The 26,346-nt window shown below is 56.2% G+C and carries 22 protein-coding genes and 5 tRNA genes; 1 reads left to right on the top strand and 26 read right to left on the bottom strand.

Features of this window, described 5'->3' with window-relative positions; genetic code table 11:
• Positions 1–418: 418 nt before the first annotated feature.
• From BN3796_RS11180 to mngA, 18 genes are all read right to left on the bottom strand, one after another.
• Positions 419–494: transfer RNA gene (locus BN3796_RS11180), tRNA-Lys, on the bottom strand.
• A gap of 23 nt (positions 495–517) precedes the next feature.
• Positions 518–593: transfer RNA gene (locus tag BN3796_RS11175), tRNA-Lys, on the bottom strand.
• 145 nt (positions 594–738) lie between these two features.
• A tRNA-Lys gene (locus tag BN3796_RS11165) sits at positions 739–814 on the bottom strand.
• 3 nt (positions 815–817) lie between these two features.
• Positions 818–893: transfer RNA gene (locus tag BN3796_RS11160), tRNA-Val, on the bottom strand.
• A 136-nt stretch (positions 894–1,029) separates the two neighbouring features.
• Positions 1,030–1,105, bottom strand: a tRNA-Lys gene (locus BN3796_RS11150).
• Between the two features lie 161 nt (positions 1,106–1,266).
• Positions 1,267–2,061 carry a cell division protein CpoB gene (gene cpoB, locus BN3796_RS11145; protein ID WP_061708401.1) on the bottom strand — a complete coding sequence of 265 codons (795 nt, stop codon included), beginning with the start codon at positions 2,059–2,061 and terminating at the stop codon, positions 1,267–1,269.
• Positions 2,062–2,070: 9 nt separating this feature from the next.
• Positions 2,071–2,595 carry a peptidoglycan-associated lipoprotein Pal gene (gene pal / locus BN3796_RS11140; protein WP_061708400.1) on the bottom strand — a complete coding sequence of 175 codons (525 nt, stop codon included), beginning with the start codon at positions 2,593–2,595 and terminating at the stop codon, positions 2,071–2,073.
• A 34-nt stretch (positions 2,596–2,629) separates the two neighbouring features.
• Entirely contained in the window at positions 2,630–3,922 is a 1,293-nt protein-coding gene (tolB, locus tag BN3796_RS11135; RefSeq protein ID WP_061708846.1) for a Tol-Pal system beta propeller repeat protein TolB, read from the bottom strand.
• Positions 3,923–4,056: 134 nt separating this feature from the next.
• Positions 4,057–5,349 (bottom strand): cell envelope integrity protein TolA, encoded by a 1,293-nt coding sequence (tolA, locus tag BN3796_RS11130; RefSeq protein ID WP_061708399.1) that lies wholly within the window; start codon positions 5,347–5,349, stop codon positions 4,057–4,059.
• 38 nt (positions 5,350–5,387) lie between these two features.
• A complete protein-coding gene (gene tolR, locus BN3796_RS11125; protein ID WP_061708398.1) occupies positions 5,388–5,816 on the bottom strand; it encodes a colicin uptake protein TolR in 429 nt (142 codons plus the stop codon).
• Between the two features lie 3 nt (positions 5,817–5,819).
• A complete protein-coding gene (tolQ, locus tag BN3796_RS11120; protein ID WP_061708397.1) occupies positions 5,820–6,512 on the bottom strand; it encodes a Tol-Pal system protein TolQ in 693 nt (230 codons plus the stop codon).
• Positions 6,509–6,913, bottom strand: coding sequence for a tol-pal system-associated acyl-CoA thioesterase (ybgC, locus tag BN3796_RS11115; protein WP_061708396.1), 405 nt, complete (start codon positions 6,911–6,913; stop codon positions 6,509–6,511). The genes tolQ and ybgC overlap by 4 nt, the downstream gene beginning before the upstream one ends.
• Before the next feature lie 142 nt (positions 6,914–7,055).
• Complete coding sequence (gene ybgE, locus BN3796_RS11110) at positions 7,056–7,346, bottom strand: cyd operon protein YbgE (protein ID WP_073885205.1); 291 nt, start codon at positions 7,344–7,346, stop codon at positions 7,056–7,058.
• A 2-nt stretch (positions 7,347–7,348) separates the two neighbouring features.
• Positions 7,349–7,462 (bottom strand): cytochrome bd-I oxidase subunit CydX, encoded by a 114-nt coding sequence (gene cydX, locus BN3796_RS11105; protein ID WP_061708394.1) that lies wholly within the window; start codon positions 7,460–7,462, stop codon positions 7,349–7,351.
• A 14-nt stretch (positions 7,463–7,476) separates the two neighbouring features.
• A complete protein-coding gene (gene cydB / locus BN3796_RS11100) occupies positions 7,477–8,616 on the bottom strand; it encodes a cytochrome d ubiquinol oxidase subunit II (protein ID WP_061708393.1) in 1,140 nt (379 codons plus the stop codon).
• Positions 8,617–8,631: 15 nt separating this feature from the next.
• Positions 8,632–10,200: a cytochrome ubiquinol oxidase subunit I gene (gene cydA, locus BN3796_RS11095; RefSeq protein WP_061708392.1), complete on the bottom strand. Its 1,569-nt coding sequence runs from the start codon at positions 10,198–10,200 to the stop codon at positions 8,632–8,634.
• A 674-nt stretch (positions 10,201–10,874) separates the two neighbouring features.
• On the bottom strand, positions 10,875–13,508 hold the full coding sequence (gene mngB / locus BN3796_RS11090) for a mannosylglycerate hydrolase (protein WP_061708391.1): 2,634 nt from the start codon (positions 13,506–13,508) through the stop codon (positions 10,875–10,877).
• 23 nt (positions 13,509–13,531) lie between these two features.
• Entirely contained in the window at positions 13,532–15,448 is a 1,917-nt protein-coding gene (gene mngA, locus BN3796_RS11085; protein ID WP_061708390.1) for a PTS 2-O-a-mannosyl-D-glycerate transporter subunit IIABC, read from the bottom strand.
• Positions 15,449–15,629: 181 nt separating this feature from the next.
• Between mngA and BN3796_RS11080 the strand changes: the two genes are divergently transcribed.
• Positions 15,630–16,346, top strand: coding sequence for a GntR family transcriptional regulator (locus BN3796_RS11080; protein ID WP_061708389.1), 717 nt, complete (start codon positions 15,630–15,632; stop codon positions 16,344–16,346).
• A gap of 85 nt (positions 16,347–16,431) precedes the next feature.
• Here BN3796_RS11080 and sucD read toward each other — a convergent pair whose 3' ends face one another.
• From sucD to sdhC, 8 genes are all read right to left on the bottom strand, one after another.
• Positions 16,432–17,301, bottom strand: coding sequence for a succinate--CoA ligase subunit alpha (gene sucD, locus BN3796_RS11075; RefSeq protein ID WP_005122544.1), 870 nt, complete (start codon positions 17,299–17,301; stop codon positions 16,432–16,434).
• The gene (sucC, locus tag BN3796_RS11070) at positions 17,301–18,467 is read right to left on the bottom strand and encodes an ADP-forming succinate--CoA ligase subunit beta (RefSeq protein WP_061708388.1); all 1,167 of its coding nucleotides are present in this window, start codon (positions 18,465–18,467) and stop codon (positions 17,301–17,303) included. The genes sucD and sucC overlap by 1 nt, the downstream gene beginning before the upstream one ends.
• Before the next feature lie 117 nt (positions 18,468–18,584).
• Complete coding sequence (gene odhB, locus BN3796_RS11065; RefSeq protein WP_061708387.1) at positions 18,585–19,811, bottom strand: 2-oxoglutarate dehydrogenase complex dihydrolipoyllysine-residue succinyltransferase; 1,227 nt, start codon at positions 19,809–19,811, stop codon at positions 18,585–18,587.
• A gap of 14 nt (positions 19,812–19,825) precedes the next feature.
• The gene (gene sucA / locus BN3796_RS11060) at positions 19,826–22,633 is read right to left on the bottom strand and encodes a 2-oxoglutarate dehydrogenase E1 component (protein WP_061708386.1); all 2,808 of its coding nucleotides are present in this window, start codon (positions 22,631–22,633) and stop codon (positions 19,826–19,828) included.
• Between the two features lie 293 nt (positions 22,634–22,926).
• Entirely contained in the window at positions 22,927–23,643 is a 717-nt protein-coding gene (gene sdhB / locus BN3796_RS11055; protein ID WP_061708385.1) for a succinate dehydrogenase iron-sulfur subunit SdhB, read from the bottom strand.
• A gap of 15 nt (positions 23,644–23,658) precedes the next feature.
• On the bottom strand, positions 23,659–25,425 hold the full coding sequence (sdhA, locus tag BN3796_RS11050) for a succinate dehydrogenase flavoprotein subunit (RefSeq protein WP_061708384.1): 1,767 nt from the start codon (positions 25,423–25,425) through the stop codon (positions 23,659–23,661).
• Entirely contained in the window at positions 25,425–25,772 is a 348-nt protein-coding gene (sdhD, locus tag BN3796_RS11045; RefSeq protein ID WP_061708383.1) for a succinate dehydrogenase membrane anchor subunit, read from the bottom strand. The genes sdhA and sdhD overlap by 1 nt, the downstream gene beginning before the upstream one ends.
• The gene (gene sdhC, locus BN3796_RS11040) at positions 25,766–26,170 is read right to left on the bottom strand and encodes a succinate dehydrogenase cytochrome b556 subunit (RefSeq protein ID WP_061708382.1); all 405 of its coding nucleotides are present in this window, start codon (positions 26,168–26,170) and stop codon (positions 25,766–25,768) included. The genes sdhD and sdhC overlap by 7 nt, the downstream gene beginning before the upstream one ends.
• Positions 26,171–26,346 lie beyond the last annotated feature (176 nt).

Here is a 26,346-nt window from a genome sequence, read left to right as displayed (position 1 = left end):
TGGCAATGGTGTTTTATATACTAAACAAGATAGCTAATTTGCGAGCAAAAGTCACCGGAAATAGATAGGGAAGCATTTGTCGGGTGGCGGCTTCGCCTTACCCGACCTACAAAACCAAGAGGTTTAAGAAAATTTGAATCGTTAATACCGCAGATAGCAAAAAGGCGCCTTTAGGGCGCCTTTTTACACTGGTGGGTCGTGCAGGATGACCCGGCTTCGCTCGCCCTTACGGGCCGTCGCCGCAGGCGGCTCCAGTGTCTCACTTCTTTACTCGTCTCATCCTGAGACTCACCCTCGGGCCAACGCTACGCGTTGTTCAAAATTGTTCCCGACAATTTTGTCGACCCGAACCTGCTGCAGGTTCGAATCATTGGCATCGCAGATAGCAAAAAGGCGCCTTTAGGGCGCCTTTTTACACTGGTGGGTCGTGCAGGATTCGAACCTGCGACCAATTGATTAAAAGTCAACTGCTCTACCAACTGAGCTAACGACCCCTTATGGGATTTTTTCTTCGAAGTGGTGGGTCGTGCAGGATTCGAACCTGCGACCAATTGATTAAAAGTCAACTGCTCTACCAACTGAGCTAACGACCCATTCGGGTGCTGACTTCGAAGATTTTTACTCGTTCCACCGAAAAGTGGTGGGTCGTGCAGGATGACTCAGCTTCGCCTCGCTCTTACGGGCCGTTGCTGGCGCAACGTTATCCTTCACGTTTTACTCTCTGTTCCACTTGAAAAGTGGTGGGTCGTGCAGGATTCGAACCTGCGACCAATTGATTAAAAGTCAACTGCTCTACCAACTGAGCTAACGACCCGAGTGGTGGGTGATGACGGGATCGAACCGCCGACCCCCTCCTTGTAAGGGAGGTGCTCTCCCAGCTGAGCTAATCACCCGATACTGCGCTGGATACTTCTACTAACCTTAGTTAGTGGTGGGTCGTGCAGGATGACTCGGCTTCGCCTCGCCCTACGCGCCGTTGCTGACGCAACGTTATCCTTCACGTTCTACTTTCGTTTCCACCAGAACGATTGGTGGGTCGTGCAGGATTCGAACCTGCGACCAATTGATTAAAAGTCAACTGCTCTACCAACTGAGCTAACGACCCACTTTTGCGTTGCTTTTGAGATGTTTGATATCCCGTGGCAACGGCGGCATATATTACTGATTTCAGATTTTAGCGCAACAAAAATTTCGACAAAGATCACTTAACTGCTTAGGAATCATGCGGCACGACCAGAAATAATGCGATTTCTGGTCATGCGATAATCATCCCAGACTATTTAAGCGTTTTTGCGCTTGTTTAGCACCATCGGTGCCCGGGTATTTGCTAATCACCTGCTGGTAGACGGCTTTAGCCTTGGCGGTATCACCTTTGTCCTGCATGATTACCCCCACCTTAAACATCGCGTCGGGTGCTTTCGGTGATTTAGGATAATTTTTCACCACAGAGGCAAAATAGAAAGCCGCATCGTCTTTTTTCCCCTTATTGTAATTCAACTGTCCGAGCCAGTAATTGGCATTCGGCTGATAGGTTGAATCCGGGTACTTTTTCACGAAGTTCTGAAACGCCGCCAGCGCGTCATCCTGACGCGATTTGTCCTGCACCAGGGCAAACGCTGCGTTGTAGTCGGTATTCGCATCACCGCTCTGTACAGGCGCGCCTGTGGCGGCTGAAGCATCTCCCGCCGGTGCTGGCGCTGCTGTAGCTGCCCCGCTGGCATCGCCCGTTGCCGGTTGCGCTGCCGCGCCGCCGCTGCTGAGGCTGTCAATTTGCAGCAAAATCTGCTTCTGGCGCTCGACGATCTGGTTGAGCTGATACTGGTTTTCCTGAATCTGCCCGCGCAGGGAGTCAATATCGCTTTGGTTATCGGAGAGCTGCTGCTGAAGCTGAGTTAAAAGCTGGCTGTGAGCGTTAGAAATACGCTCGAGTTGAGTGACACGGTCTTCGACCGAGCCTGAGCCGACACTACTGATTGGCGCCTGAGCAAAAGCGGCCCAGGGGGCCGCTATGCCAACCAGTAACGACAGACTCAACAGTTGATGTCTGAAGTTACTGCTCATGCAATTCTCTTAGTAAACCAGTACGGCACGACGGTTTTTGGAGTAAGCCGCTTCGTCATGACCCAGTACTGCAGGTTTTTCTTTACCGTAAGAAACGATGGAGATCTGATCCGCTGACACACCTTTGCCCTGCAGGTACATTTTCACTGCGTTAGCACGGCGTTCACCCAGGGAGATGTTGTACTCCGGGGTACCACGTTCGTCAGCGTGACCTTCTACGGTGACTTTGTAGGACGGGTTGCTACGCAGGAAGTTAGCGTGCGCATCCAGCATCGCTGCGAAGTCAGAACGGATGTCATACTTGTCCAGATCGAAGTAAACGATGTTGTTCTGCTGCAGCTGCTGCATCTGCAGACGCGCCTGCTCTTCAGAAGACATGTTGCCGCCGTTGCCGTTAGCATCCATACCAGTGCCGGCACCCATCATGCCTTCGCCGCTCTGGTCATTGCTTGCGTTCTTATTGGAAGAACACGCCGCGATTGCCATGACAGGCAGAGCGATCATCAGCCCTTTCAGCACTTTGTTCAGTTGCATTTCTAAGATTCCTTTAGTAATCAATTAATTATTATTACAGATACGGCGACCAGGCAGGTGATTTTACCTGTCCGTCAGTTGCCGGAAGACGCGCTTTGAAACGCCCATCTGTAGAAACCAGATTCAGCACAGATCCCATCCCCTGAGAAGAGCTGTAGATTACCATCGTGCCGTTAGGTGCCAGACTTGGCGTTTCATCCAGGAACGTTGACGACAGGACTTGTACGCCACCCGCTACCAGATCTTGTTTGGCAATGTGCTGCTGACCACCAGCAGAACTTACCATGACCATTGTTTTGCCATCGCTACTTACATCAGCGTTCTGGTTCTGCGAACCTTCCCAGGTAATACGCTGCGGAGCGCCGCCGTTGATATTCATTTTGTAGATCTGCGGACGGCCAGCCTGGTCAGACGTGAACGCCAGGTTCTGGCTATCCGGGAACCAGGTCGGTTCAGTATTGTTGCTGCGACCGTCGGTAATCTGACGAATCTGACCTGAAGCGAGATCCATCACATAGAGGTTCAGGCTACCGGTTTTAGAGAGCGCAAACGCCAGTTTTGTACCGTCCGGAGAGAAGGCAGGCGCACCGTTGTGACGCGGGAACGAGGCGACCTGACGCACCGCGCCGTTGGCCAGCGTCTGGATCACCAGCGCAGAACGACCGCTTTCGAAGGTCACGTAGGCCAGTTTGGAACCATCAGGCGACCATGACGGAGACATCAGCGGCTGCGGAGAACGGTGAACCACAAACTGGTTGTAACCGTCGTAATCGGATACGCGCAGCTCATACGGGAACTGACCGCCGTTGGTCTGCACGACATAGGCGATACGGGTACGGAACGCCCCTTTAATGCCGGTCAGCTTCTCGAACACTTCATCGCTTGCGGTGTGGGCCGCATAGCGCAGCCACTGCTTGTTTACCTTGTAGGAATTTTGCGCGAGCACGGTACCCGGCGCGCCGCCCGTGTCAACGAGCTGATAGGCCACGTTGTAGGAGCCGTCAGGATTGGAGGTCACCTGGCCAACAACAACGGCGTCAATACCGAGCGCAGACCATGCCGCAGGCTGAACTTCCTGCGCCGTACCCGGCTGCTGAGGCAGACGAGAGCGATCCAGCGGGTTAAATTTACCGCTGTTACGCAGGTCAGCAGAGACAATGCCGCCAATATCTTCAGGCGCAGCACCAGAACCCGCCCACTGGAAAGGAACCACACCGATCGGACGTGCCGAGTCCACCCCCTGGGTGATCTCGATACGGACTTCTGCGTGCAGCGCGGCTGCCCACAGGATTATGAAACTAAATGCTACACGTAATGCCTGCTTCATCATATCTCCCTTACCTGGGTAACGTTACCCATGATAATTTAGCAGAATGTTAACAAACTCAAATAGACAAAACTACTCACGCCCTGTGATTAAAACCGGAACTCCGTTCCCCGCTCACACGGGGAAACTGTAGCTTATGGTTTGAAATCCAGCGGTGCATTTTTGAACGTTTCGTACACAGCCTGAGAAGGTGGTTTCGGGAACTTTGTCATTCTGCTGGTTGCCGCCAACATCTGCTGACAAAACGCCGGGTCGCCCCCTTCCTGCTTCACGCTAAGTATCGTCCCATCCGCGCTGAGGTTCACGCGCAGCGTACACATTTTGCCTTTATAGGTATCCCAGTCGTAGAGATGCCCACGAATAGCGGCCTGTACCTGCGCAATATAGGAAGCGATCTCAGCCTGAGATGCGCCCCCCTGCCCCGGCTTACTTCCTTTAGCAGGCGAGGAGCCTCCTGCGCTACCACTATTTGTCCCTTTCGGCGCATTCTTACCCGAGCTAAGGTCACCGAAAAGATCGTCAACATCCGCCGCAGCCGCCTTGTCCGCAGCCGCTTTTTTAGCTGCGGCCGCTTTATCTGCTGCGGCTTTCTTATCAGCAGCGGCTTTCGCTGCGGCCTTTTCAGCGGCTGCTTTCTTATCGGCGGCGGCCTTCTCGGCAGCCGCTTTTTCGGCGGCGGCTTTTTCCGCTGCTGCGGCTTTGGCTGCCGCAGCTTTTTCCGCGGCAGCGGCTTTTTCGGCGGCGGCTTTCTCAGCCGCAGCCTTTTTCGCCGCTTCAGCCTGAGCCTGTTTTGCCGCCTCAGCTTCCGCTTTCTTCTTCGCGTCGGCAGCCGCTTTTGCAGCTTCGGCTTCCGCTTTCTTCTTCGCGTCGGCGGCCGCTTTTGCAGCTTCGGCTTCCGCTTTCTTCTGGGCGTCCGCTGCGGCTTTCTTCGCAGCTTCTGCGGCCTCTTTCGCCTGCGCGTCAGCCTTCGCTTTCGCATCCGCGGCGGCTTTAGCTGCTGCCTCTTCCGCCTGCTTCTGCTGCTCCTGGGCTTTCTTCGCGGCTTCTTCCGCCTGCTTCTGCTGTTCCGCCTGCTCGCGAGCCGCTTCCTGCGCCTGCAAACGTTCTTTCTCAAGCTGCTTGAGTCGCTCCTGCTCCGCGGCCTGCTTTTCACGCAGCTCCTCGGCCTGCTGTTGCGCCTCTTTTTCCCGCTGTGCTTGCGCCCGTTTCGCACTCGCCTGCTGCTGTTGCTGCCGGTTGTAGTTTTGCACTACCGCGCCGGGATCCACCATTACCGCGTCGATAGCGCCCCCACCGCCGCCAGCAGCTGCATCTATATGCTCATCGAACGAACTCCAGATCAGGGCTGCAAAAAGGATGACGTGCAGCACCGCGGAGATAATTATCGCTCGCTTAAGCTTATCGTTTTGTTCGGTTGCCTTTGACACTATTGGTTCCCAAAAACTCGTCACCGCTACGCAGATGATTAAATAGGCTGAGTCATTAAACCGACTGACTTCACACCTGCGCTATGCAGTAGGTTCAGCGCTTTAATAATTTCATCGTAAGGCACATCTTTTGCGCCACCGATTAAAAAGACCGTTTTCGGATTTGACGTCAGGCGGCGCTGCGCTTCGGCAATAACCTGCTCAGGCGGGAGCTGATCCAGACGATCTTTATCCACCACCACGCTGTACTGTCCTACGCCGGACACTTCAATAATGACCGGAGGATCATCATTGGTGCTCACCGTCTTCGATTCTGTCGCATCCGGCAGATCTACTTCCACGCTTTGGGTAATGATGGGCGCTGTCGCCATAAAGATCAGCAGCAGCACCAGCAGTACGTCCAGCAGCGGAACGATGTTAATTTCGGACTTAAGTTCGCGACGACCTCGTCCACGCGATCTGGCCATGGTTTACCCCTTGTTGCTCTCAGTGCTGGTAAACGCCTGACGATGCAGAATTGCGGTGAACTCTTCCATAAAGTTGTCGTAGTTCTGTTCGAGTTTATTCACGCGCTGGTTAAGGCGGTTGTAGGCCATAACCGCAGGAATCGCCGCAAAAAGACCAATCGCGGTGGCGATCAGCGCTTCTGCGATACCCGGCGCGACCATCTGCAGCGTCGCCTGCTTCACCGCGCCGAGCGCGATAAAGGCGTGCATGATCCCCCATACCGTACCGAAGAGGCCGATATAAGGGCTGATGGAGCCAACGGTCCCCAGGAAAGGAATGTGGGTTTCCAGCGTTTCCAGCTCACGGTTCATAGAGATACGCATCGCACGTGAAGCCCCTTCGACAATCGCCTCCGGCGCATGGCTGTTAGCCCGATGCAAACGCGCAAACTCTTTGAAACCGCTATAGAAGATCTGCTCCGATCCTGCGAGGCTATCGCGACGCCCCTGGCTTTCCTGATAGAGCCGGGAAAGTTCGATACCCGACCAGAACTTATCTTCAAACGCTTCAGCTTCACGGCCTGCGGCATTAAGGATGCGCGTTCTCTGGATGATGATGGCCCAGGAAGCGATTGAAAAACCAATCAAAATCAACATGATAAGTTTGACCAGAAGGCTCGCCTTCAGGAACAAATCAAGGATATTCATGTCAGTCACTGCTTAAACTCCGCGACAATAGACTTAGGAAGCGCACGAGGCTTCATTATGGTTGGATCAACACAGACAATCAGCACTTCAGCTTCGTTCAGTACGGTATTCTCTGCATTGACGATCCGCTGCGTGAAGACCAGCGAGGTACCACGCATTGATGTTATTTCCGTTTGGACTTCGAGCATGTCGTCGAGTCTGGCGGGTGCGAAATACTCCAGCGTCATCTTGCGTACCACGAAGGCAACGCGCTCCTCCAGCAGAACCTGCTGGCTAAAGTGGTGATGGCGCAGCATCTCAGTTCGCGCACGTTCATAAAAAGCAACGTAGCTGGCGTGGTAAACGACTCCTCCGGCATCAGTATCTTCGTAATAGACCCGAACCGGCCATCGAAACAGCGTTGTATTCACGTTACATCCCGGTAATGCAATTAGAGCTTTTAAACTTCGCTACTATACGCGCGGGCAAGTTGGTTTGGAATGGGGGAAAGTAAACGGAGAGTAAATTTTTATGGGCCCGGGTAAGCCCATAGCATTAAGGGTGAGGCGGCTTTCAAAAGAAGAAGAAGATAAGGCCGACGAGCAGCACGATATCCGCCAGCAGGGGGCAGAAAATGCCCTGCCAGTGCACCGCCTTTGGACGGAAGCCAACGCCGTGGATCACCCCGGCGCAGACTGCCCACATCATCAGAAAACCGTGCCAGATTTCCAGCTCGCTGGTCCTGGCCGCAAAGCGCGTCGGGTCCCAAAAGATGCAGCCCGCCAGCGCTAACGCCATCAGCAGGGAAAGCGCCCTTAACGGGCGCTTATCCATGACGTTATAGAGCGTCGCGATAATGTTGATCATTAGCGCGGTTCTTCACCCGTTTTGGTCGCTTCGACGTGCTCAAGCGCCAGCGCGGTAATGACACCGAAAGCACAGGCAAGAAGCGTTCCTAAAATCCATGCGAAATACCACATATTTAGCTCCTGACTTAGTACATAGAGTGGGTGTTGCTTTCGATATGCTCTTTCGTGATGCGTCCGAACATTTTCCAGTAACACCAGCCGGTGTAGAGCAGAATGATCGGGACAAACACGCAGGCCACGTAGGTCATCAGGTTCAGCGTCATCTGGCTGGAGGTCGCATCCCACATGGTCAGGCTCGCATTCGGCATAGTGCTGGACGGCATAACAAACGGGAACATCGCGATACCGGCAGTCAGGATGATGCAGGCGAGCGTCAGAGAAGAGAAGACGAACGCCAGCGCCCCTTTTTCCAGGCGCGAAGTGAGCACCGTCAGCAGCGGCAGCACGACACCCAGTGCCGGAATTGCCCACAGAATCGGCGTGTTATTGAAGTTCACCAGCCATGCGCCCGCCTGACGAACCACCTCTTTGGTCAGCGGATTCGACGGCGCAACGTGGTTAATAGCCGAGGTCACAACAAAGCCCTCAATACCGTAAACCACCCAGACGCCCGCCAGAGCAAAGCCCACCAGGGTAACCAGCGCGGCAACCTGCGCCACGGCGCGGGAGCGCAGATGCAGCTCGCCAACGGTACGCATTTGCAGATAGGTCGCCCCCTGGGTGATGATCATCGCCACGCTCACCACGCCCGCCAGCAGGCCGAACGGGTTCAGCAGCTGGAAGAAGTTACCGGTGTAGTAAAGGCGCATATATTCATCGATGTTGAACGGTACGCCCTGCAGCAGGTTGCCGAAGGCCACGCCAATCACCAGCGGTGGCACAAAGCTGCCGATGAAGATGCCCCAGTCCCACAGGTTACGCCAGCGGTTGTCCTCAATCTTCGAGCGATAGTCAAAACCAACCGGACGGAAGAAAAGAGAGGCCAACACCAGGATCATCGCCACATAAAAGCCGGAGAACGCAGCCGCGTAGACCATCGGCCAGGCAGCGAAGAGCGCGCCGCCGGCGGTGATCAGCCACACCTGGTTACCGTCCCAGTGCGGGGCGATGGAGTTAATCATGATCCGGCGCTCGGTATCGCTACGGCCGAGGAAGCGGGTGAGCATGCCCACCCCCATGTCGAACCCGTCTGTCACCGCAAAGCCAATCAGCAGCACACCAACCAGCAGCCACCAGATAAAACGTAATACTTCATAATCGATCATTTGACGACTCCTGTCTTAGCGTGCCGGCTGAGTAGTCACGGTGGACTGCTCGTAGTGGTAGCGGCCGGTTTTCAGGCTGCTTGGGCCTAAGCGCGCGAACTTGAACATCAGGAACAGTTCGGCCACCAGGAACAGGGTATAAAGACCACAAATCAGCAGCATGGAGAAAATCAGATCGCCCGCCGTCAGGGAGGAGTTGGCCACCGCGGTGGGCAGCACTTCACCAATCGCCCACGGCTGACGGCCATATTCCGCCACAAACCAGCCAGATTCGATAGCGATCCACGGCAGCGGAATGGCGTAGAGCGCGGTGCGCAGCAGCCATTTTTTCTCGCCGATACGGTTACGAATCACGCTCCAGAAGGAGGCGGCAATGATCAGCAGCATCAGCACGCCACAGCCCACCATGATACGGAACGCGAAGTAAAGCGGCGCAACGCGTGGAATCGAATCTTTTGTCGCCATCTGAATTTGCGCTTCCGTCGCGTCGGTGACGTTCGGGGTATAGCGTTTCAGCAGCAGACCGTAGCCCAGATCTTTTTTGACGTCGTTAAACTGATCGCGAACGGCCTGATCGGTCGCCCCAGCGCGCAGCTGTTCCAGCAGGGAGTAAGCCTTCATGCCGTTACGGATACGCTCTTCGTGTTGCTCCATCAGCTCTTTCAGGCCGGTAACCTGTTTATCCACGGAGCGCGTCGCGATGATGCCCAGCGCGTAAGGGATCTGAATGGCAAAGTGGTTCTCCTGCGCATCCTGATCGGGAATACCAAACAGCGTGAACGCAGCAGGCGCCGGCTGGGTTTCCCATTCGGCTTCGATGGCTGCCAGCTTGGTTTTCTGCACGTCGCCCATCTCGTAGCCAGATTCATCACCCAGAACGATAACGGAGAGAATCGCCGCCATACCAAAGCTTGCGGCGATGGCGAAGGAGCGTTTTGCAAAGGCGAAATCACGACCGCGCAGCATATAGTAAGCGCTGATGCCGAGAATAAACATCGCGCCGCAGACGTAGCCTGAGGCGACGGTGTGGACGAACTTCACCTGTGCAACCGGGTTAAGCACCAGCTCGGAGAAGCTGACCATCTCCATGCGCATGGTTTCGAAGTTGAAGTCAGAGGCGACCGGGTTCTGCATCCAGCCGTTAGCGACCAGAATCCAGAGGGCAGAGAGGTTAGAGCCTAACGCCACCAGCCAGGTGACCGCCATGTGCTGAACTTTGCCCAAACGATCCCAGCCAAAGAAGAACAGACCTACAAAGGTGGATTCGAGGAAGAAGGCCATCAGACCTTCAATGGCCAGCGGCGCACCGAAAATATCCCCAACATAGTGGGAATAGTAAGACCAGTTTGTCCCGAACTGGAACTCCATGGTCAGGCCGGTTGCCACGCCCAGTGCAAAGTTGATCCCAAACAACTTGCCCCAGAACTTGGTCATATCTTTATAAATCTGTTTGCCGGAGAGGACGTAGACCGTTTCCATAATGGCCAGCAGGAACGCCATACCCAGCGTCAGCGGCACAAAAAGGAAGTGGTACATCGCGGTCAAGGCAAACTGTAAGCGCGACAGTTCGACTACATCTAACATCATGACTCCTTGCTCATCGCATGAAGACTCCGAGAATGAACCCCGTTAGAAAGGGTTCACACGCATGCCCCAATACCAATTTATCGATAACCTCAAGCGCCTCTTATTTTTAATACGAGACAAAAGGTGAAAAAGGTTACAAATACGTTAAGAAAAAACCAAAATTGATCCCTCGAATATAATACGCCGCAAAACCCTTACAATAAACAGGTTTTTATTGAACGGGATTTACGTTTTACGACGGCGATCAAGATCTCGGGAATTTGCCGCTTTTCGGCTGGTTTGATCGGGAACAATTTAACGCCTTTTGGAGTCTTTTTCCAACCATTAAACATTGATTTAAATCAATTGGCCGTTACGTTGTTAATTGTGTGGTTTCGAGGTGACAACAGTAAAAACCTTGTTAACGATATGTATAAATAAAAACCTTTATCAGTTGTTAATAGCCATAACAAATATAAAACTTAGTGATATTTATTAACCTCAGGGAAAGCGACTCGCATTTTTAGTAGGTCATGCTGAGATACCGCGTGGATCACAGTTTCTCGCCCGCGCAGGACTCATGCCAATAATTACATTTGCGCTACTTTTCATATTAACGGAATTAACACCGCACCGAAACTAAGAGGCAAAAAGGCCACCGCTAAGGTGGCCCTGAATCGACGCCGGAAAGTTTACCCCCGCTTCACGCTGAACGTTCTGGACTGGCAGGGCCGGAACGTCCCCGCGAGCCCCTCCCCTTCTTCACTCTCTTGCAGGAGAACTTCGTCCATTCCCGTTTCACGACAGCGCACCGTCTCGTTTCCAAAAGAGAGGGTTGTGTCGCAACTGACCGTTTCTGACGGGTTAAAGAGCCGGACGATGATCTCATCGCGATCTTCCGCCTTTTTTAGCGTGCTCAGTACGCAACCGACCGGCGGCACGGCGAGCAAACTGAAGCTCTGCGGGGTGGTAAAGGTCGCTTTGTTGAGCTTCATGGCGTCCCACGGAATTTTGTTGTAGCACTGCACCGGCGTGAGCCAGGCTCTGGCCTGATGAGCGACGCCCGCGTTGAGCGGCGAACCGCTAAAGCTAAACAGGCTAAAGCGGCAGTGCAACAGACCGCGCACCTGCGAGTCGGGAACAGGCATTTTGATCCCCGACGGCCTGCCCGGACGCAGCAGTAGCTCCTCTTTGCCGAGCAATCCGACGCCGCGCAGCAGCGTCAGCGCAAAGCTTTTTTGCCTCTCGCCCACCACCTCAAATTCCCGCAGCCCCTCGCTGAAGAGCGCCAGCCCGTTGCGTCCCTCCTGGAGCGTGGCGTAGCTGAGCAGGTTCCAGACGGGCACAGGCGCCTCTTTCCAGCCCTCCTCCTGCCAGCTGGCCATCGCCTCGTCGCGCACCGGGCGCGTCTGCGTGCCGAACTGCGTATCGGCCAGCACGTGGTCGGTGACAAACGGCGTCGGGATAAGCACCCGTACGCGGTGATCATCCGCCTGATTATCAAGATGGACCGTCACCTCGATGCGGCGGCTGTGCCGACTTAAGGTCACCTCCATCTCTATACCCAGCGAGCCGCTGCGCTGGCGGGCGGCGCGCTCGGCCAGATTAAGCGGTACCGCCATCCGGCAGCGAATCAGCGCCCGGCTCTGCCACCCCTCGTGGATAACGTCGACCTCATGCTGACACTGCGCCGATGAGAGCAGCCACTCTTCGCGCGCCGGGGAGTAGTCATATTCATCCCCATCATCTGACCCCTCTTCAATCTCCAGTACGCGATCGTAAATGACGCCGCTCTCTTTATCACGCAGCCGCAGCGTGCCGTCGGAGTTGAGCGTGATCTGCCAGAAGGCGTTCTCCAGCAGCGCGTCAGGGCTTGTCGTCGCCTGCTGCAGGCGTCCCGCCTTATGCGGTTCGATATAAAGCGTGCGGTAGCCCATGGAGGGCAGGATCTGGCTGAGCTGAATATCAAACTCCATAAACGGCTCATAATTGCCGTAATGGACGATTTGCCTGTCGATCAGGCCAGGGTCAATTTCGCGGGCGTGGCGGATGAAAAAGGGGATCTCATTGCCTTTGTCATCCAGCAGGCGGAACTGGCTGGCGCGCAGGCGCACCGTGGTATTGATCACCTCTTCCCGCGGCCAGGGCATCAGGTTAAACAACACCAGTTTGTCATGATCGCTTTGCGGCATATTGTCGACAATCTTGCGCATGTAAAAGCGGATCAGGTTGTCGGCCATATCTTCCGCCAGTTCAAAGCGGGCGACGATTTCCCGATGAACCTTGTCGCTACAGCAGCAGCCGATACTGTCGTGGGCGTGATTTTTTAAGATCTCCTTCCACATTTTCTCCAGCAGGCCGTGGTGATACTCAAAGCCGAGCGTCCAGGCGATAGTCGCCAGCGGCTCGAGGAGATTAACGATTTTATTCTCAATGCGCCCGTGGGCGATTTTGATATCCATCCGCGTCGAACCGATGGTGCGGTGTACGCGCATATATTTTCCGTCGATAAACTCCCCGGTGAGGGTCGCCAGCTGCTCACGCTGGGCCTCAATCTGCTCAAAGACCTCCTCAAAGCGGCTCATCACGAAGCGGCGCTGCGGATAGATTTCGCGCAGTTTATCCATTACCGCGAAAATATTCTGCTGAAGCGGCATCTGATCGTGGCCGTTCGGCAACAGGATCTCTTGCGTGAGCGAAGCTTTTTCCAGCACGTCAAAATAAATGTCGAGCCGCTTGCGCAACCCCGCCTCATCTTCTGGCAGATATTTTCCGATGGCATAGCCCAGGGGTAATACCTGCGCCGCCACTTCGCTTCCGTCGTTGCTTTGCCACAGAAACTCAGTTTTATCGGTGCCGTGACGCTCCGAACAGCCGCGCCAGAACATGGCGCGTCGGATGCCAAAACCGTTATAGATATGGGGAAGCTGGCCTGACATACCGAACGAATCGGGCAGATAGCCAATTTTCATCGGCTCGCCAAACGCCATGCAGTCGCGCATACCGTACATCAGGTTGCGCACAATCGATTCCCCCGACACGATGGTGGTATCGGTCTGGGTATACCACGGCCCGATAATGAGCCTGCCAGCCTGCACCAGCGCCCTGACACGCTCCCGGTTTTCCGGTTTGACCGCAAAGTAATCCTCCAGTACCGCCGTCTGCCCGTCGAGAACGTAATATTTATACTCCGCGTCCTGCTCAAGGCGGGTCAGGATCTCCTCCATATTATTGACCAGCAAAATACGCGACTCTTCGGTGGTGAAATACCACTCGCGATCCCAGTGCATATGCGGCGTAATGTGAACCCGTGAGAGTGCTTTCATCGTTATTTCCTTTTCCTGAAATCTTACGGCATCACGCTGTCGGTGATGTATTTCCCCTGTTTAACCGCCTGACGTCGCCAGGCCAGCAAAATCAACGTAGAGAGAGCTGTTCCCACCAGCGCCGCGCCAAACCAGCCCCCTGCGGCGACAAAGCCGTCCAGCCCGCCATGATGGAGTAAGAACAGGGAGAAAATTCCCGCGCCCGGGGTGGAAAGCCCTACCCCCATCGCGCCGACAATGGCACCGGTAACCATCGAGCCGAGCACCAGCGAGCCAATTACCCGCAGCGGATCTTCAATCGCAATTGGAATCGCCCCTTCGGTAATCCCCGCCAGCCCCAGCAGCCAGGTGGATTTACCCGTTTCGATTTCAAACTGCTTAAACAGCCGGGGCGCGATCATCGTCGCGGCGGTCACCGTAAAGGCAGAGACCATTTTGACCGAGGCGAAGATGGCGTAAGGGCCGTAGACACCGTTGGCCATAGCCCCCAGACAGAAGGCGTAGGCGGCCTTGTTCACCGGTCCGCCGAGATCAAAGGAACACATAAAGCCGAGAATAGCGCCAAGCAGCAGCGCATTCGCCCCGGACAGGCCGTTCAGCCAGGCGGTCAGGCCGTTATTAATCCAGGCCACCGGCTGGCCAATTACGAACAGCATCAGGCTGCCCGCGCCCAGCACGCCAATCACCGGATAGAGGTAGTAGGTCAGAAATCCGTTATAGCGATTATTGAGGCGAATATGATTTTTGACCCAGCGCATCAGGTAGCCCGCAATCAGACCGCCCGCCACCGCGCCCAAAAAGCCGGAACCGATCATGTTGGCCGCCAGCCCCGCCGCAAACCCTGGCGCCAGGCCGGGCTTATCCGCCAGCGAAAAGGCGGTATAAGCCGCCAGTACCGGCACCATCAGGATACCCAGCATCCCGCCGCCAAGCTTGCGGTACATCCACAGCCAGGAGTTTTCCTGATCAAAAAGGTGCTGCAAGCCCAGTAGCTGCGCCAGCAGCACCGCCACGGCCAGCACCGTTCCGCCCGCCACAATGAGCGGCACAGCGAAAGAGATGCCGCTGAGCAGCGCCTGCTTTAACTCAGCCTTTACCCCTTTGGCCTGTGGAGAGGTCGTCTGGCTGGGTCGCGCGCCCTGTGAGGGCTCCAGGGCCAGCGCTCGCTCGATCAGCGCCTCCGCGTGGCGCAGCGGTTCAGCCACCGGCACGGCGATAGTGGGGATACCGGCGAAACGTTCGCTCTCCTTGATGGCCACTTCCGCCGCAAAAATGCAGGCCCGCGCATCGCGAAGCTGCCGATCGGTAATCCGCCCTTCTATTCCGTTGGCGCCCTGCTTTTCCACAACGACATTCACCCCCAGCTTGCGCCCGGCTTTTTCCAGATATTCCGCCGCCATATAGGTATGGGCGATACCCGCCGGACAGGCGGTTACGCAGACCAGAGTCGGCGCATCCTCAAGGCTGGCCGGCGTCTCGTTATCCGGCTGGGCGTCGAGCGCCGCCAGCAGCGCTTCCGGCGTGGTGGCGCTCATTACGCGCGCGCGGAGCCGATCATCCGCCAGCCGCGTGGTCAGAGCGGTCAGCAACTGCATGTGGGTCGATCCCGCCTCCGAGGCCGGGATCGCCAGCAGAAAAATCAGCCTGACCGGCTCCGGCCCGTCCACCCCTTCCCATTCCAGCGGCTCGCCAAGCGTCGCCACCGCGAAGGCCGCTTCCTTCACCGCGTCGGTTTTGCCATGCGGCACCGCCAGCCCCTCCCCCAGCGCCGTCGGTCCCTGCGTCTCCCGGTGAAACACCTCCGCCAGATACGCAGCCGGATCGTTAATTTTTCCCAGCTCGCAGAGCCGCTGCGCGAGCTTTCGAATCGCCTCATCGCGGTCGGTAAACCTGGCGTTCAGGCAGATCGCATGGGGGTGGGTCAGTGTCGTCAGGTTCATCATGATCCTCACAGAATGATAGGTAATGTCGGGCGGATTGTGCCTGAGAATATAATACCTTTATGTGATCACTTTCACCTAAATAGCAATATTTGTATTAATTTTGTATTGTTTACAATATGCCGGATAAAGGCATAATTCAGGGAAATGGTATTAGTTAATTCATACAAAAACGGAAATTATGAGCAGGAAACCGATGTACCGGCAGATTGCCGACGCGCTGCGCGAAGAGATTCGTTGTGCAACGCTGAAGCCCGGCGATGCGCTGCCCACCGAGTCGACCCTACAGGCCTCTTTTGGCGTCAGCCGCGTCACCGTCAGGCAGGCGCTAAAGCTGCTGACTGAAGAAGGGATCATCGAAAGTATCCAGGGCAGCGGCTCTTATGTAAAAGAGGAGCGCGTTAATTACGATATTTATCAGCTCACCGGTTTTTATGAAAAACTGGCTAACCGTAATATTGACAGCCATAGCGATGTGAAAGTCTTCGAGGTGATCCAGGCGGAGCCGTGGCTGGCGGAAAAGTTGCAGATAGCCGCTCATGACAAGGTCTGGCACGTTAAGCGGGTGCGCTTTATTAAGCAAAAGCCGGTCAACCTGGAGGAGACCTGGATGCCGCTGGCGCTCTTCGGCGATCTGACCTGGGAGGTAATGGAGAACTCGAAATACCGCTACATCGAGCAGATGAAGAAGATGATCATCGATCGTAGCGAGCAGGAGCTTTCGCCGGTTATGCCGTCTGAAGAAGCTGTCGCCGCGCTGGCCCTGGAGCCGGGAAAACCGGTGCTGGAAAAAGTCTCAAGAGGATTTCTGAAGGACGGGCAGGTATTCGAGTACAGCCGTAACGTGTTCAATAGCGACGACTATAAATTCACCCTGGTGGCGAAACGCAGGCAATAAAAAAAAGGCCGCTTTTCAGCGGCCAACCATGTCGAAAATGGACACTTATTATTCCAAAGCTCCCCGCAAAGGGAGCAGAGAGGATTTACTTAATGACAGCTTTCAGCGCTTCGCCGATATCGGCCAGGCTGCGAACGGTTTTCACGCCAGCGGCTTCCAGCGCGGCGAATTTCTCATCCGCCGTACCTTTACCGCCCGCGATGATTGCTCCGGCGTGGCCCATACGCTTGCCTTTCGGCGCGGTGACGCCCGCGATGTAACCGACAACCGGCTTGGTGACGTGATCTTTGATGTAAGCAGCCGCTTCTTCTTCCGCGCTGCCGCCGATCTCACCGATCATCACGATCGCTTCGGTCTGCGGATCTTCCTGGAACAGCTTCAGGATGTCGATGAAGTTAGAGCCCGGGATCGGGTCGCCGCCGATACCCACGCAGGTGGACTGGCCGAAGCCGTAATCGGTGGTCTGCTTGACCGCTTCATAGGTTAGGGTACCAGAACGGGAGACGATGCCCACTTTGCCCGGCTTATGAATATGGCCCGGCATGATGCCGATTTTGCACTCGCCTGGGGTGATCACGCCCGGGCAGTTCGGCCCGATCATGCGCACGCCCGCTTCGTCCAGCTTCACCTTCACGGTCAGCATATCCAGCGTCGGGATACCTTCGGTGATGGTGATGATGAGCTTAATACCTGCATCGATCGCTTCCAGGATGGAGTCTTTGCAGAACGGTGCCGGAACGTAGATAACGGTCGCGGTTGCGCCCGTTGCTTCTACAGCTTCACGCACGGTGTTGAACACCGGCAGGCCCAGATGGGTGGTGCCGCCTTTGCCCGGCGTTACGCCGCCAACCATCTGCGTACCGTAAGCGATCGCCTGTTCGGAGTGGAAAGTCCCCTGGCTACCGGTGAAGCCCTGGCAGATAACCTTGGTATCTTTATTAATTAAAACGGACATTATTTCCCCTCCACTGCGGCAACAACCTGCTGAGCTGCATCCGTCAGACTTTTCGCTGCAATAATATTCAGGCCGCTGTCAGCCAGTTTCTTCGCGCCGAGTTCCGCGTTGTTCCCTTCCAGACGAACAACAACCGGAACGTTAACGCCCACCTCTTCCACCGCGCCGATGATACCGTCAGCAATCAGATCGCAACGGACGATGCCGCCGAAGATGTTCACCAGAACGGCTTTCACGTTATCGTCGGAGAGGATGATTTTAAACGCTTCGGTCACGCGCTCTTTGGTCGCGCCGCCGCCCACGTCGAGGAAGTTCGCCGGCTCGCCGCCGTGCAGCTTAACGATGTCCATGGTGCCCATCGCCAGGCCCGCGCCGTTAACCATGCAGCCGATGTTGCCATCCAGCGCCACGTAGTTCAGCTCCCACTGTGCAGCCTGCGCTTCACGCGGATCTTCCTGCGACTGGTCGCGCATTTCGCGCAGATCCGGCTGGCGGAACAACGCGTTGCCGTCAGCGCCCAGCTTGCCATCGAGGCAGATCAGATCGCCCTGGGAGGTGATCACCAGCGGGTTGATCTCGATCAGCGCCAGGTCGCGCTCCAGGAAGATGGTCGCCAGGCCCATAAAGATCTTGGTGAACTGCTGAACCAGTTTGCCTTCCAGGCCCAGTTTGAACGCCAGCTCACGACCCTGGTACGGCATCGGGCCCGCCAGCGGATCGATAGCCACTTTGTGGATCAGGTGCGGGGTCTCTTCCGCCACTTTTTCAATCTCCACGCCGCCTTCGGTAGACGCCATGAACACCACGCGACGGGAGCTACGGTCGACTACTGCGCCGAGGTACAACTCTTTCGCGATATCGGTCGCCGCTTCCACCAGGATCTGGTTTACAGGCTGGCCGTTCGCATCTGTCTGGTAAGTTACCAGACGCTTGCCGAGCCAGTGCTCAGCAAACGCGCGAATCTCTTCCTTGCTCTTAACAACCTTCACACCGCCCGCTTTGCCACGGCCACCAGCGTGAACCTGACATTTAACTACCCACGGGCCGGAACCGATTTTAGATGCGGCTTCTTCTGCTTCACGCGGGGTAGTACAGGCATAACCCACCGGAGCCGGTAAGCCATACCGGGCAAACAGCTGTTTGGCCTGATATTCATGTAAGTTCATGTGTTCTATCCATCCTTCAGGGTAATCGTTATCTTCAAACCTGTAGACCGGCGCGGTCTGTGTGCCGGACGGCGCTACGCTTATCCGGCCTACAGGGCAGGTGATGCTTAAAAGTAACTAGACGTCCAGCAGCAGACGCGTTGGATCTTCCAGCAGCTCTTTAATGGCGACCAGGAAGCCCACGGACTCGCGACCATCGATCAGACGGTGATCGTAGGAGAGCGCCAGGTACATCATCGGCAGGATCTCCACTTTACCGTCTACCGCCATCGGACGATCTTTAATGGCGTGCATGCCCAGGATCGCGCTCTGCGGCGGGTTGATGATCGGGGTGGACATCAGCGAACCGAATACACCGCCGTTGGTGATGGTGAAGTTACCGCCGGTCAGGTCTTCAACGGTCAGCTTACCGTCGCGCCCTTTCACCGCCAGCTCTTTGATCTTCTTCTCGATATCAGCCATGCCCAGCGTATCCACATCACGCAGAACCGGGGTCACCAGGCCACGTGGCGTCGATACCGCCATGCTGACGTCGAAATAGTTGTGGTAAACCACGTCGTCGCCGTCGATAGAGGCGTTAACTTCCGGATAGCGCTTCAGCGCTTCTACCACCGCCTTCACGTAGAAGGACATAAAGCCCAGACGGATGCCGTGGCGTTTTTCAAACGCTTCACCGTACTGCTTACGCAGATCCATGATCGGCTTCATGTTGACTTCGTTGAAGGTGGTCAGCATCGCGGTGGAGTTTTTCGCCTCCAGCAGACGCTCGGCCACGCGCTTGCGCAGACGAGTCATCGGCACGCGTTTTTCGCTGCGTGCGCCAAGCTGCGGCTGAGCGGCTGGCGCAGCTTCCGGCGCTTTGGCTTCTTCTTTAGCATTCGCCGGCGCTTTCGCCAGATGCTTATCGATATCTTCGCGGGTCAGGCGGCCGCCAACGCCGGTGCCTTTAATGGCCGCCGGATCGAGGCTGTGCTCAGCCAGCAGGCGACGGATCGCCGGGCTGAGGGCATCGTTGTTTTGCTCTTCGAGAGAGGCCTGCTGGCGCTGCGCCGGGGTGGACGCTTTCTCTTCCGATTTTGCACTGGACTCTTTACCGGCGCTGTTGCCTTCACGCAGGCGGCCCAGAATCTGACGAGAGGTGACGGTGGTGCCTTCATCTTCCAGCACCGCATCCAGAATACCATCCGCCGACGCCGGTACTTCCAGTACCACTTTGTCAGTTTCGATTTCTACCAGCACTTCGTCACGGGTTACCGCGTCGCCCGGTTTTTTATGCCAGGTGGCGACGGTGGCGTCCGCTACGGACTCAGGCAGGTCGGGAACAAGAATATCTACGCTACTCATTATGTATCCTTTAATTAATCGACGTTCAGCGCGTCATTCACCAGATCCTGCTGCTGCTGCTGGTGAACGGACATATACCCTACCGCCGGAGAGGCGGAGGCCGGGCGACCTGCATAACGCAGGGCTGACCCAAATGGAATCACTTCACGGAAATGATGCTGGCTACAGTACCATGCGCCCTGGTTGAGCGGCTCTTCCTGGCACCAGACAAAATCATGTACGTGAGCATACTGTTTCAGCACTTCCTGCATCGCCTGATGCGGGAACGGATAAAGCTGTTCGATACGCACGATGGCGACATCTTTCTGATCGTTCTTACGGCGCTGTTCCAGCAGGTCGTAATAAACCTTACCAGAACACATCACCACACGCTTAACGCCCTGCGGATCCAGTTCATCAATCTCGCCGATGGCTGGCAGGAAGGTACCGTTCGCCAGTTCATCCAGGCTGGAGACCGCCAGCGGATGGCGCAGCAGCGATTTCGGCGACATGACCACCAGCGGACGACGCATACCGCGCAGCGCCTGACGACGCAGCATATGGTAAACCTGAGCCGGGGTGGACGGCACGCAGACCTGCATGTTCTGCTCGGCGCAGAGCTGCAGATAACGCTCCAGACGGGCGGAGGAGTGTTCCGGCCCTTGTCCTTCGTAGCCGTGCGGCAGCAGCATTACCAGACCGCACATACGGCCCCACTTCTGCTCGCCAGAGGAGATGAACTGGTCGATGACCACCTGCGCGCCGTTGGCGAAGTCGCCGAACTGCGCTTCCCAGATGGTCAGGGTGCGGGGTTCCGCCGTGGCGTAACCATATTCAAAGGCCAGCACCGCCTCTTCAGAGAGCACGGAGTCCCAGACCTTAAACTGGCCCTGACCGTTGTGGATGTGCTGCAGCGGGGTGTAGGTAGAACCGTTCGCCTGGTTGTGAACCACCGCGTGACGGTGGAAGAAAGTACCACGGCCCGCATCTTCCCCGGACAGACGCACCGGGATGCCTTCGTCAACCAGCGTGGCGTAGGCCAGCGTTTCCGCGCCGCCCCAGTCGAAAAGCTTATCGCCTGCCGCCATCGCCTGGCGGTCGCCGTAGATTTTCGCCACGCGGGACTGCATCTCGATCGCTTCCGGCACGGTGCTGATACGCTTCGCCAGCTCCTGCAGACGCTTCATCTCGACCTTGTTCGGGTAGCTCTCATCCCACTCGTGGTTGAGGTACGGCGACCAGGTAAAGGAGTGCATGTTCATCGGGCGCAGCTCTTTCACCACGCATTCCCCCGCATCCAGCGCGTCGCGGTAGAGGTTGACCATTTCGGTCGCATCTTCCAGCGAGGCCACTTTCTCCCCTTCCAGACGATCGGCGTAGATTTTACGCGGGGTCGGATGTTTTTTGATTTTCTGATACATCAGCGGCTGGGTTGCACTCGGCTCGTCCGCTTCGTTATGGCCGTGACGGCGATAGCAGAAGAGGTCGATGAACACATCGCGCTTAAAGGTGTTACGGTAGTCCAGCGCCAGGCGGGTAACAAACGCCACCGCTTCCGGATCATCCGCGTTAACGTGGAAAATCGGCGCCTGCACCATCTTGCCGATGTCGGTGCAGTATGGGGTGGAGCGCGCGTCCAGCGGGTTCGAAGTCGTGAAGCCCACCTGGTTGTTGATAACGATGCGAACGGTACCGCCCACCTCGTAACCCCGCGCTTTGGACATGTTCAGGGTCTCCTGCACCACGCCCTGGCCGGTGACCGCCGCGTCCCCGTGAATGGTGATCGGCAATACCTTGTTGCTGCTCGGCTCGTCGAGACGATCCAGACGGGCGCGCACGGAGCCCATCACCACCGGGCTGACAATCTCCAGGTGCGACGGGTTAAACGCCAGCGCCAGGTGAACCAGGCCGCCCTCGGTTTCGATATCGGAGGAGAAGCCCATATGGTACTTCACGTCGCCGGTGCCGAGATGCTCTTTATGCTTGCCCGCAAACTCATCAAAGAGATCCTGCGGTTTTTTACCCAGCACGTTAACCAGCACGTTAAGACGACCACGGTGCGCCATGCCCAGCACCACTTCGCGGGTGCCGCTCTTACCCGCATGGCGGATCATCTCTTTTAACATCGGGATTAACGCGTCGCCGCCTTCCAGCGAGAAGCGTTTCGCGCCCGGGAACTTGGCGCCGAGATAGCGCTCCAGCCCTTCGGCGGCGGTCAGTTCGTTCAGGAAGCGTTTCTTCTCATCTACAGAGAAGTTCGCATGGCCCGCCACGGACTCGATACGCTGCTGGATCCAGCGCTTCTCTTCCGTGGAGGTAATGTGCATATATTCCGCGCCGATGGAACCGCAGTAGGTTTGCTTGAGCGCTTCGATCAGCTCGCCCAGCTTCATCGTATCTTTGCCGATAGCGAAAGAACCGACGTTGAAACTCTCCTGGAAATCGGCCTCGGTCAGATCGTGAAAAGCGGGATCGAGATCGGCGACACGCTCCTGTTTCCACAGCCCCAGCGGATCGAGATTCGCATGCTGATGACCGCGGAAGCGATAAGCGTTGATAAGCTGCAGGACTTTAACCTGCTTCGCATTGGTGTCAGGGTCGGAAATCGCCGAAGAGTAACGTGAAGCATCTTTCGCCAGGCGACGGAAATAATCACGCGTTTTGGAATGGAATTGATCCGGTTTGACTCCCGTACCAGGCAACTGCTGGAACATGGAACGCCAGGTTGCGTCCACCGAGTCAGGATCGGTTAAGAAGTCTTCATAGAGCTGTTCTATCCAGGTCTGGTTAGATCCAGAGAGGTAAGAAGAGTCCATCCAGGCTTTCAAAGCGCTGTTCTGCATCGTGATCCCTTAAGCATTTGTATGCTTATTTCGCCGTAGAAACTACCACGCACAACACGTGTACGTGCCGGGGTTCACCTGCGAGCTCTTTTTGGCCCGCGAAGGAACCTTTAAAAACTGCCATTAATCTTCTGCGTTCCGGCTGCGATTTCGTTGGCTGCCTGAACGCCTCGATTACGGGTACTGCAATGTAGCGGTTTTTAAAGATTTCCTGTTATTTCCCGGTGGCGCTACGCTTACCGGGCCTACTGTTACGTAGGCCGGATAAGCGCAGCGCCATCCGGCGTTGTTACTTACGCACTGCGCTGCAACAACATCGACTTAATATGGCCGATGGCGCGCGTCGGGTTCAGCCCTTTCGGACATACGCTGACGCAGTTCATGATGCTGTGACAGCGGAATACGCTGAAAGCATCGCTCAACCCATCCAGACGGTTGGCGGTTTCGGTATCGCGACTGTCGATCAGGAAGCGATACGCCGCCAGCAGCCCCGCCGGGCCGATAAATTTGTCCGGATTCCACCAGAACGACGGGCAGGAGGTGGAACAGCAGGCACAGAGAATACACTCGTACAGGCCGTCCAGCTTTTCACGCTGCTCAGGCGACTGTAAATGCTCACGAGCAGGTGGATTATGCCCATTATTCAATAAGTAAGGCTTAATCTTCTCATATTGTGCGTAGAATTGCCCCATGTCCACCACCAAATCGCGCACCACCGGCAGGCCCGGCAGCGGACGAATGACGATTTTCTGCCCGGGGCGCTGAAGTGCGGAGATCGGCGTGATACAGGCCAGACCGTTTTTGCCGTTCATGTTCAGACCGTCAGAGCCGCACACCCCTTCACGACAGGAGCGACGAAACGACAGCGACGGATCTTTTTCTTTAAGCTGGAGCAGCGCATCCAGCAGCATCATGTCGCGACCCTCTTCCGCCTCCAAGGTGTAGTCCTGCATACGCGGAGCGTCATCGACATCCGGGTTATAACGATAAACTGAAAATTCGAGTTTCATTATCCTGTCTCCGCATTAATAGGTACGAATCTTCGGCGGGAATGCCGGACGCAGTTTCGGCTCCATGTTGACGCTGCGACGCGTCATGGACTCCGACTCTGGCAGGTACAGGGAATGGCACAGCCAGTTTTCGTCGTCACGATCCGGGTAGTCGAAGCGGCTATGGGCGCCACGACTTTCGGTACGGAAGTTAGCGGATACAGCGGTGGCGTAAGCGGTTTCCATCAGGTTATCCAGCTCAAGGCACTCCACGCGCTGGGTGTTAAATTCGCTGGAGGTGTCGTCCAGGCGGGCATTCTTCAGACGCTCGCGGATCACCTTCAGCTGCTCCAGCCCTTTCGCCATCGCATCGCCTTCGCGGAATACGGAGAAGTTGTGCTGCATGCACTCCTGCAGCGCCTTGCGGATGACAACCGGATCTTCGCCGGTACGGTTGTTGTTCCAGCGGTTGAGACGCGTCAGGGAGGCTTCGATATCTGATTCGCTCGCGTCGCGAAGCGCGCCCTGTTCGGCGATAGATTCCTGCAGGTGCAGGCCCGCCGCGCGGCCAAAGACCACCAGGTCAAGCAGCGAGTTGCCGCCCAGACGGTTGGCGCCGTGTACCGATACGCAGGCGATTTCGCCCACCGCAAACAGCCCCGGGATCACCACATCTTCGCCTTCGGCGTTAACGGTCAGCGCCTGGCCGGTCACTTTGGTCGGAATACCGCCCATCATGTAGTGACAGGTTGGGATAACCGGGATCGGCTCCTTCACCGGATCAACGTGCGCAAAGGTACGGGAGAGTTCCAGAATGCCCGGCAGACGGGATTCCAGCACCTCTTTACCCAGATGGTCGAGCTTCAGCTTGGCGTGCGGACCCCACGGGCCGTCGCAGCCGCGACCTTCACGGATTTCGATCATGATGGAGCGCGCCACCACGTCACGACCCGCCAGGTCTTTCGCGTTCGGGGCATAACGCTCCATAAAGCGCTCGCCATGTTTGTTCAGCAGATAACCGCCTTCCCCGCGGCAGCCTTCTGTAACCAGCACGCCTGCGCCGGCGATGCCGGTGGGGTGGAACTGCCACATCTCCATATCCTGCACAGGCACGCCAGCGCGGATCGCCATGCCTACGCCGTCGCCGGTGTTGATATGCGCGTTGGTGGTGGACTGGTAGATACGGCCTGCGCCGCCGGTCGCCAGCACGGTGGCACGGGCTTTGAAGTAAACTACTTCCCCGGTTTCAATGCAGAGCGCCGTACAGCCGACCACGGCTCCATCCTGGTTTTTCACCAGATCCAGCGCGTACCACTCGGAGAAGATGGTGGTGTGGTTTTTCAGGTTCTGCTGGTAAAGCGTGTGCAGCAGGGCGTGGCCGGTACGGTCCGCCGCCGCCGCGGTACGTGCCGCCTGCTCGCCGCCGAAGTTTTTCGACTGGCCGCCAAACGGACGCTGATAGATGCGGCCATCGTCCAGACGGGAGAACGGCAGGCCCATATGTTCCAGCTCCAGAATCGCTTCCGGGCCGGTCTTACACATATATTCAATGGCGTCCTGGTCGCCGATATAGTCCGACCCTTTTACGGTGTCGTACATATGCCATTCCCAGTTATCTTCATGGGTATTACCGAGCGCAACGGTGATACCGCCCTGCGCTGATACGGTGTGGGAACGGGTTGGAAAAACTTTTGAGAGCAGCGCACAGGTCTGGCCGCTCTGGGAAATTTGCAGCGCCGCGCGCATACCTGCGCCACCGGCACCAATCACAACAGCATCAAATTCTCTGACTGGCAGTTTCATCACACACCCCACACCACAACAAATCCATAAATAACGTAAACCACCAGCGCCACGACGATAATCAGCTGTAACGGCAGGCGAATCGCCAGCGGTTTAACGTAATCGGTCAGTACCTGCCACATGCCAATCCAGGCGTGGATCAGAATGGAAAAGAGCGCCAGCAGGGTAAACACTTTGGTGAAGGCGGAGCCGAAGAAGCCGGTCCAGATTTCCCACGTCAGCTCGCCGCTGGTGGCAAAAAAACCGACCATGTAGATGATGTAGAGCGTGAGAACGATAGCGGTAGCACGGACCAGAATGAAGTCATGTACGCCGTTGCGTCCTAATGCGGAGGCGTTGCTTACCATACGAGAACTCCTGCGAGAATTGAAAGCACGACAGTCAACACAAAGGAAAGATTAGCGGACCGTTTCCCGGCCTCGAAGGTCTCTTCCAGATAGCCGAAATCCATCAGCATATGACGAATGCCGCCCACGACGTGATACGCCAGCGCGGTGAGGATGCCCCACATAATGAATTTGACGAAGAAGCTGTTCATGATGGCCGAAGCCTGAAGGAAGCCTTCCGGAGAGGAGAGACTGGTACCCAGTAACCACAGCAGAATACCGACCGCCACAAACGTGATCACACCGGAAACGCGGTGGAGGATGGACGCTATTGCCGTTACAGGGAACCGGATCGTTTTCAGATCCAGATTGACAGGTCTTTGTTTTTTCACATTTCTTATCATGAATAACGCCCACATGCTGTTCTTATTATTCCATCCTCCGGTCTGCGTGCGGGTCAAGCAGCGTCCTTTCTATAACTAAGCGTCATGTTAAAACTCCCTTTCAGAAGCAAATACGACACATATAACGCTGGGTGGCTCGGGATTAGCAGGTTGTTCCGGAGACCTGGCGGCAGTATAGGATGTTCACAAAA

This window comes from Pseudenterobacter timonensis (assembly GCF_900021175.1).
GTDB classification, from domain to species: domain Bacteria; phylum Pseudomonadota; class Gammaproteobacteria; order Enterobacterales; family Enterobacteriaceae; genus Enterobacter; species Enterobacter timonensis.
This window is presented reverse-complemented; position numbering and strand designations above follow the sequence as displayed.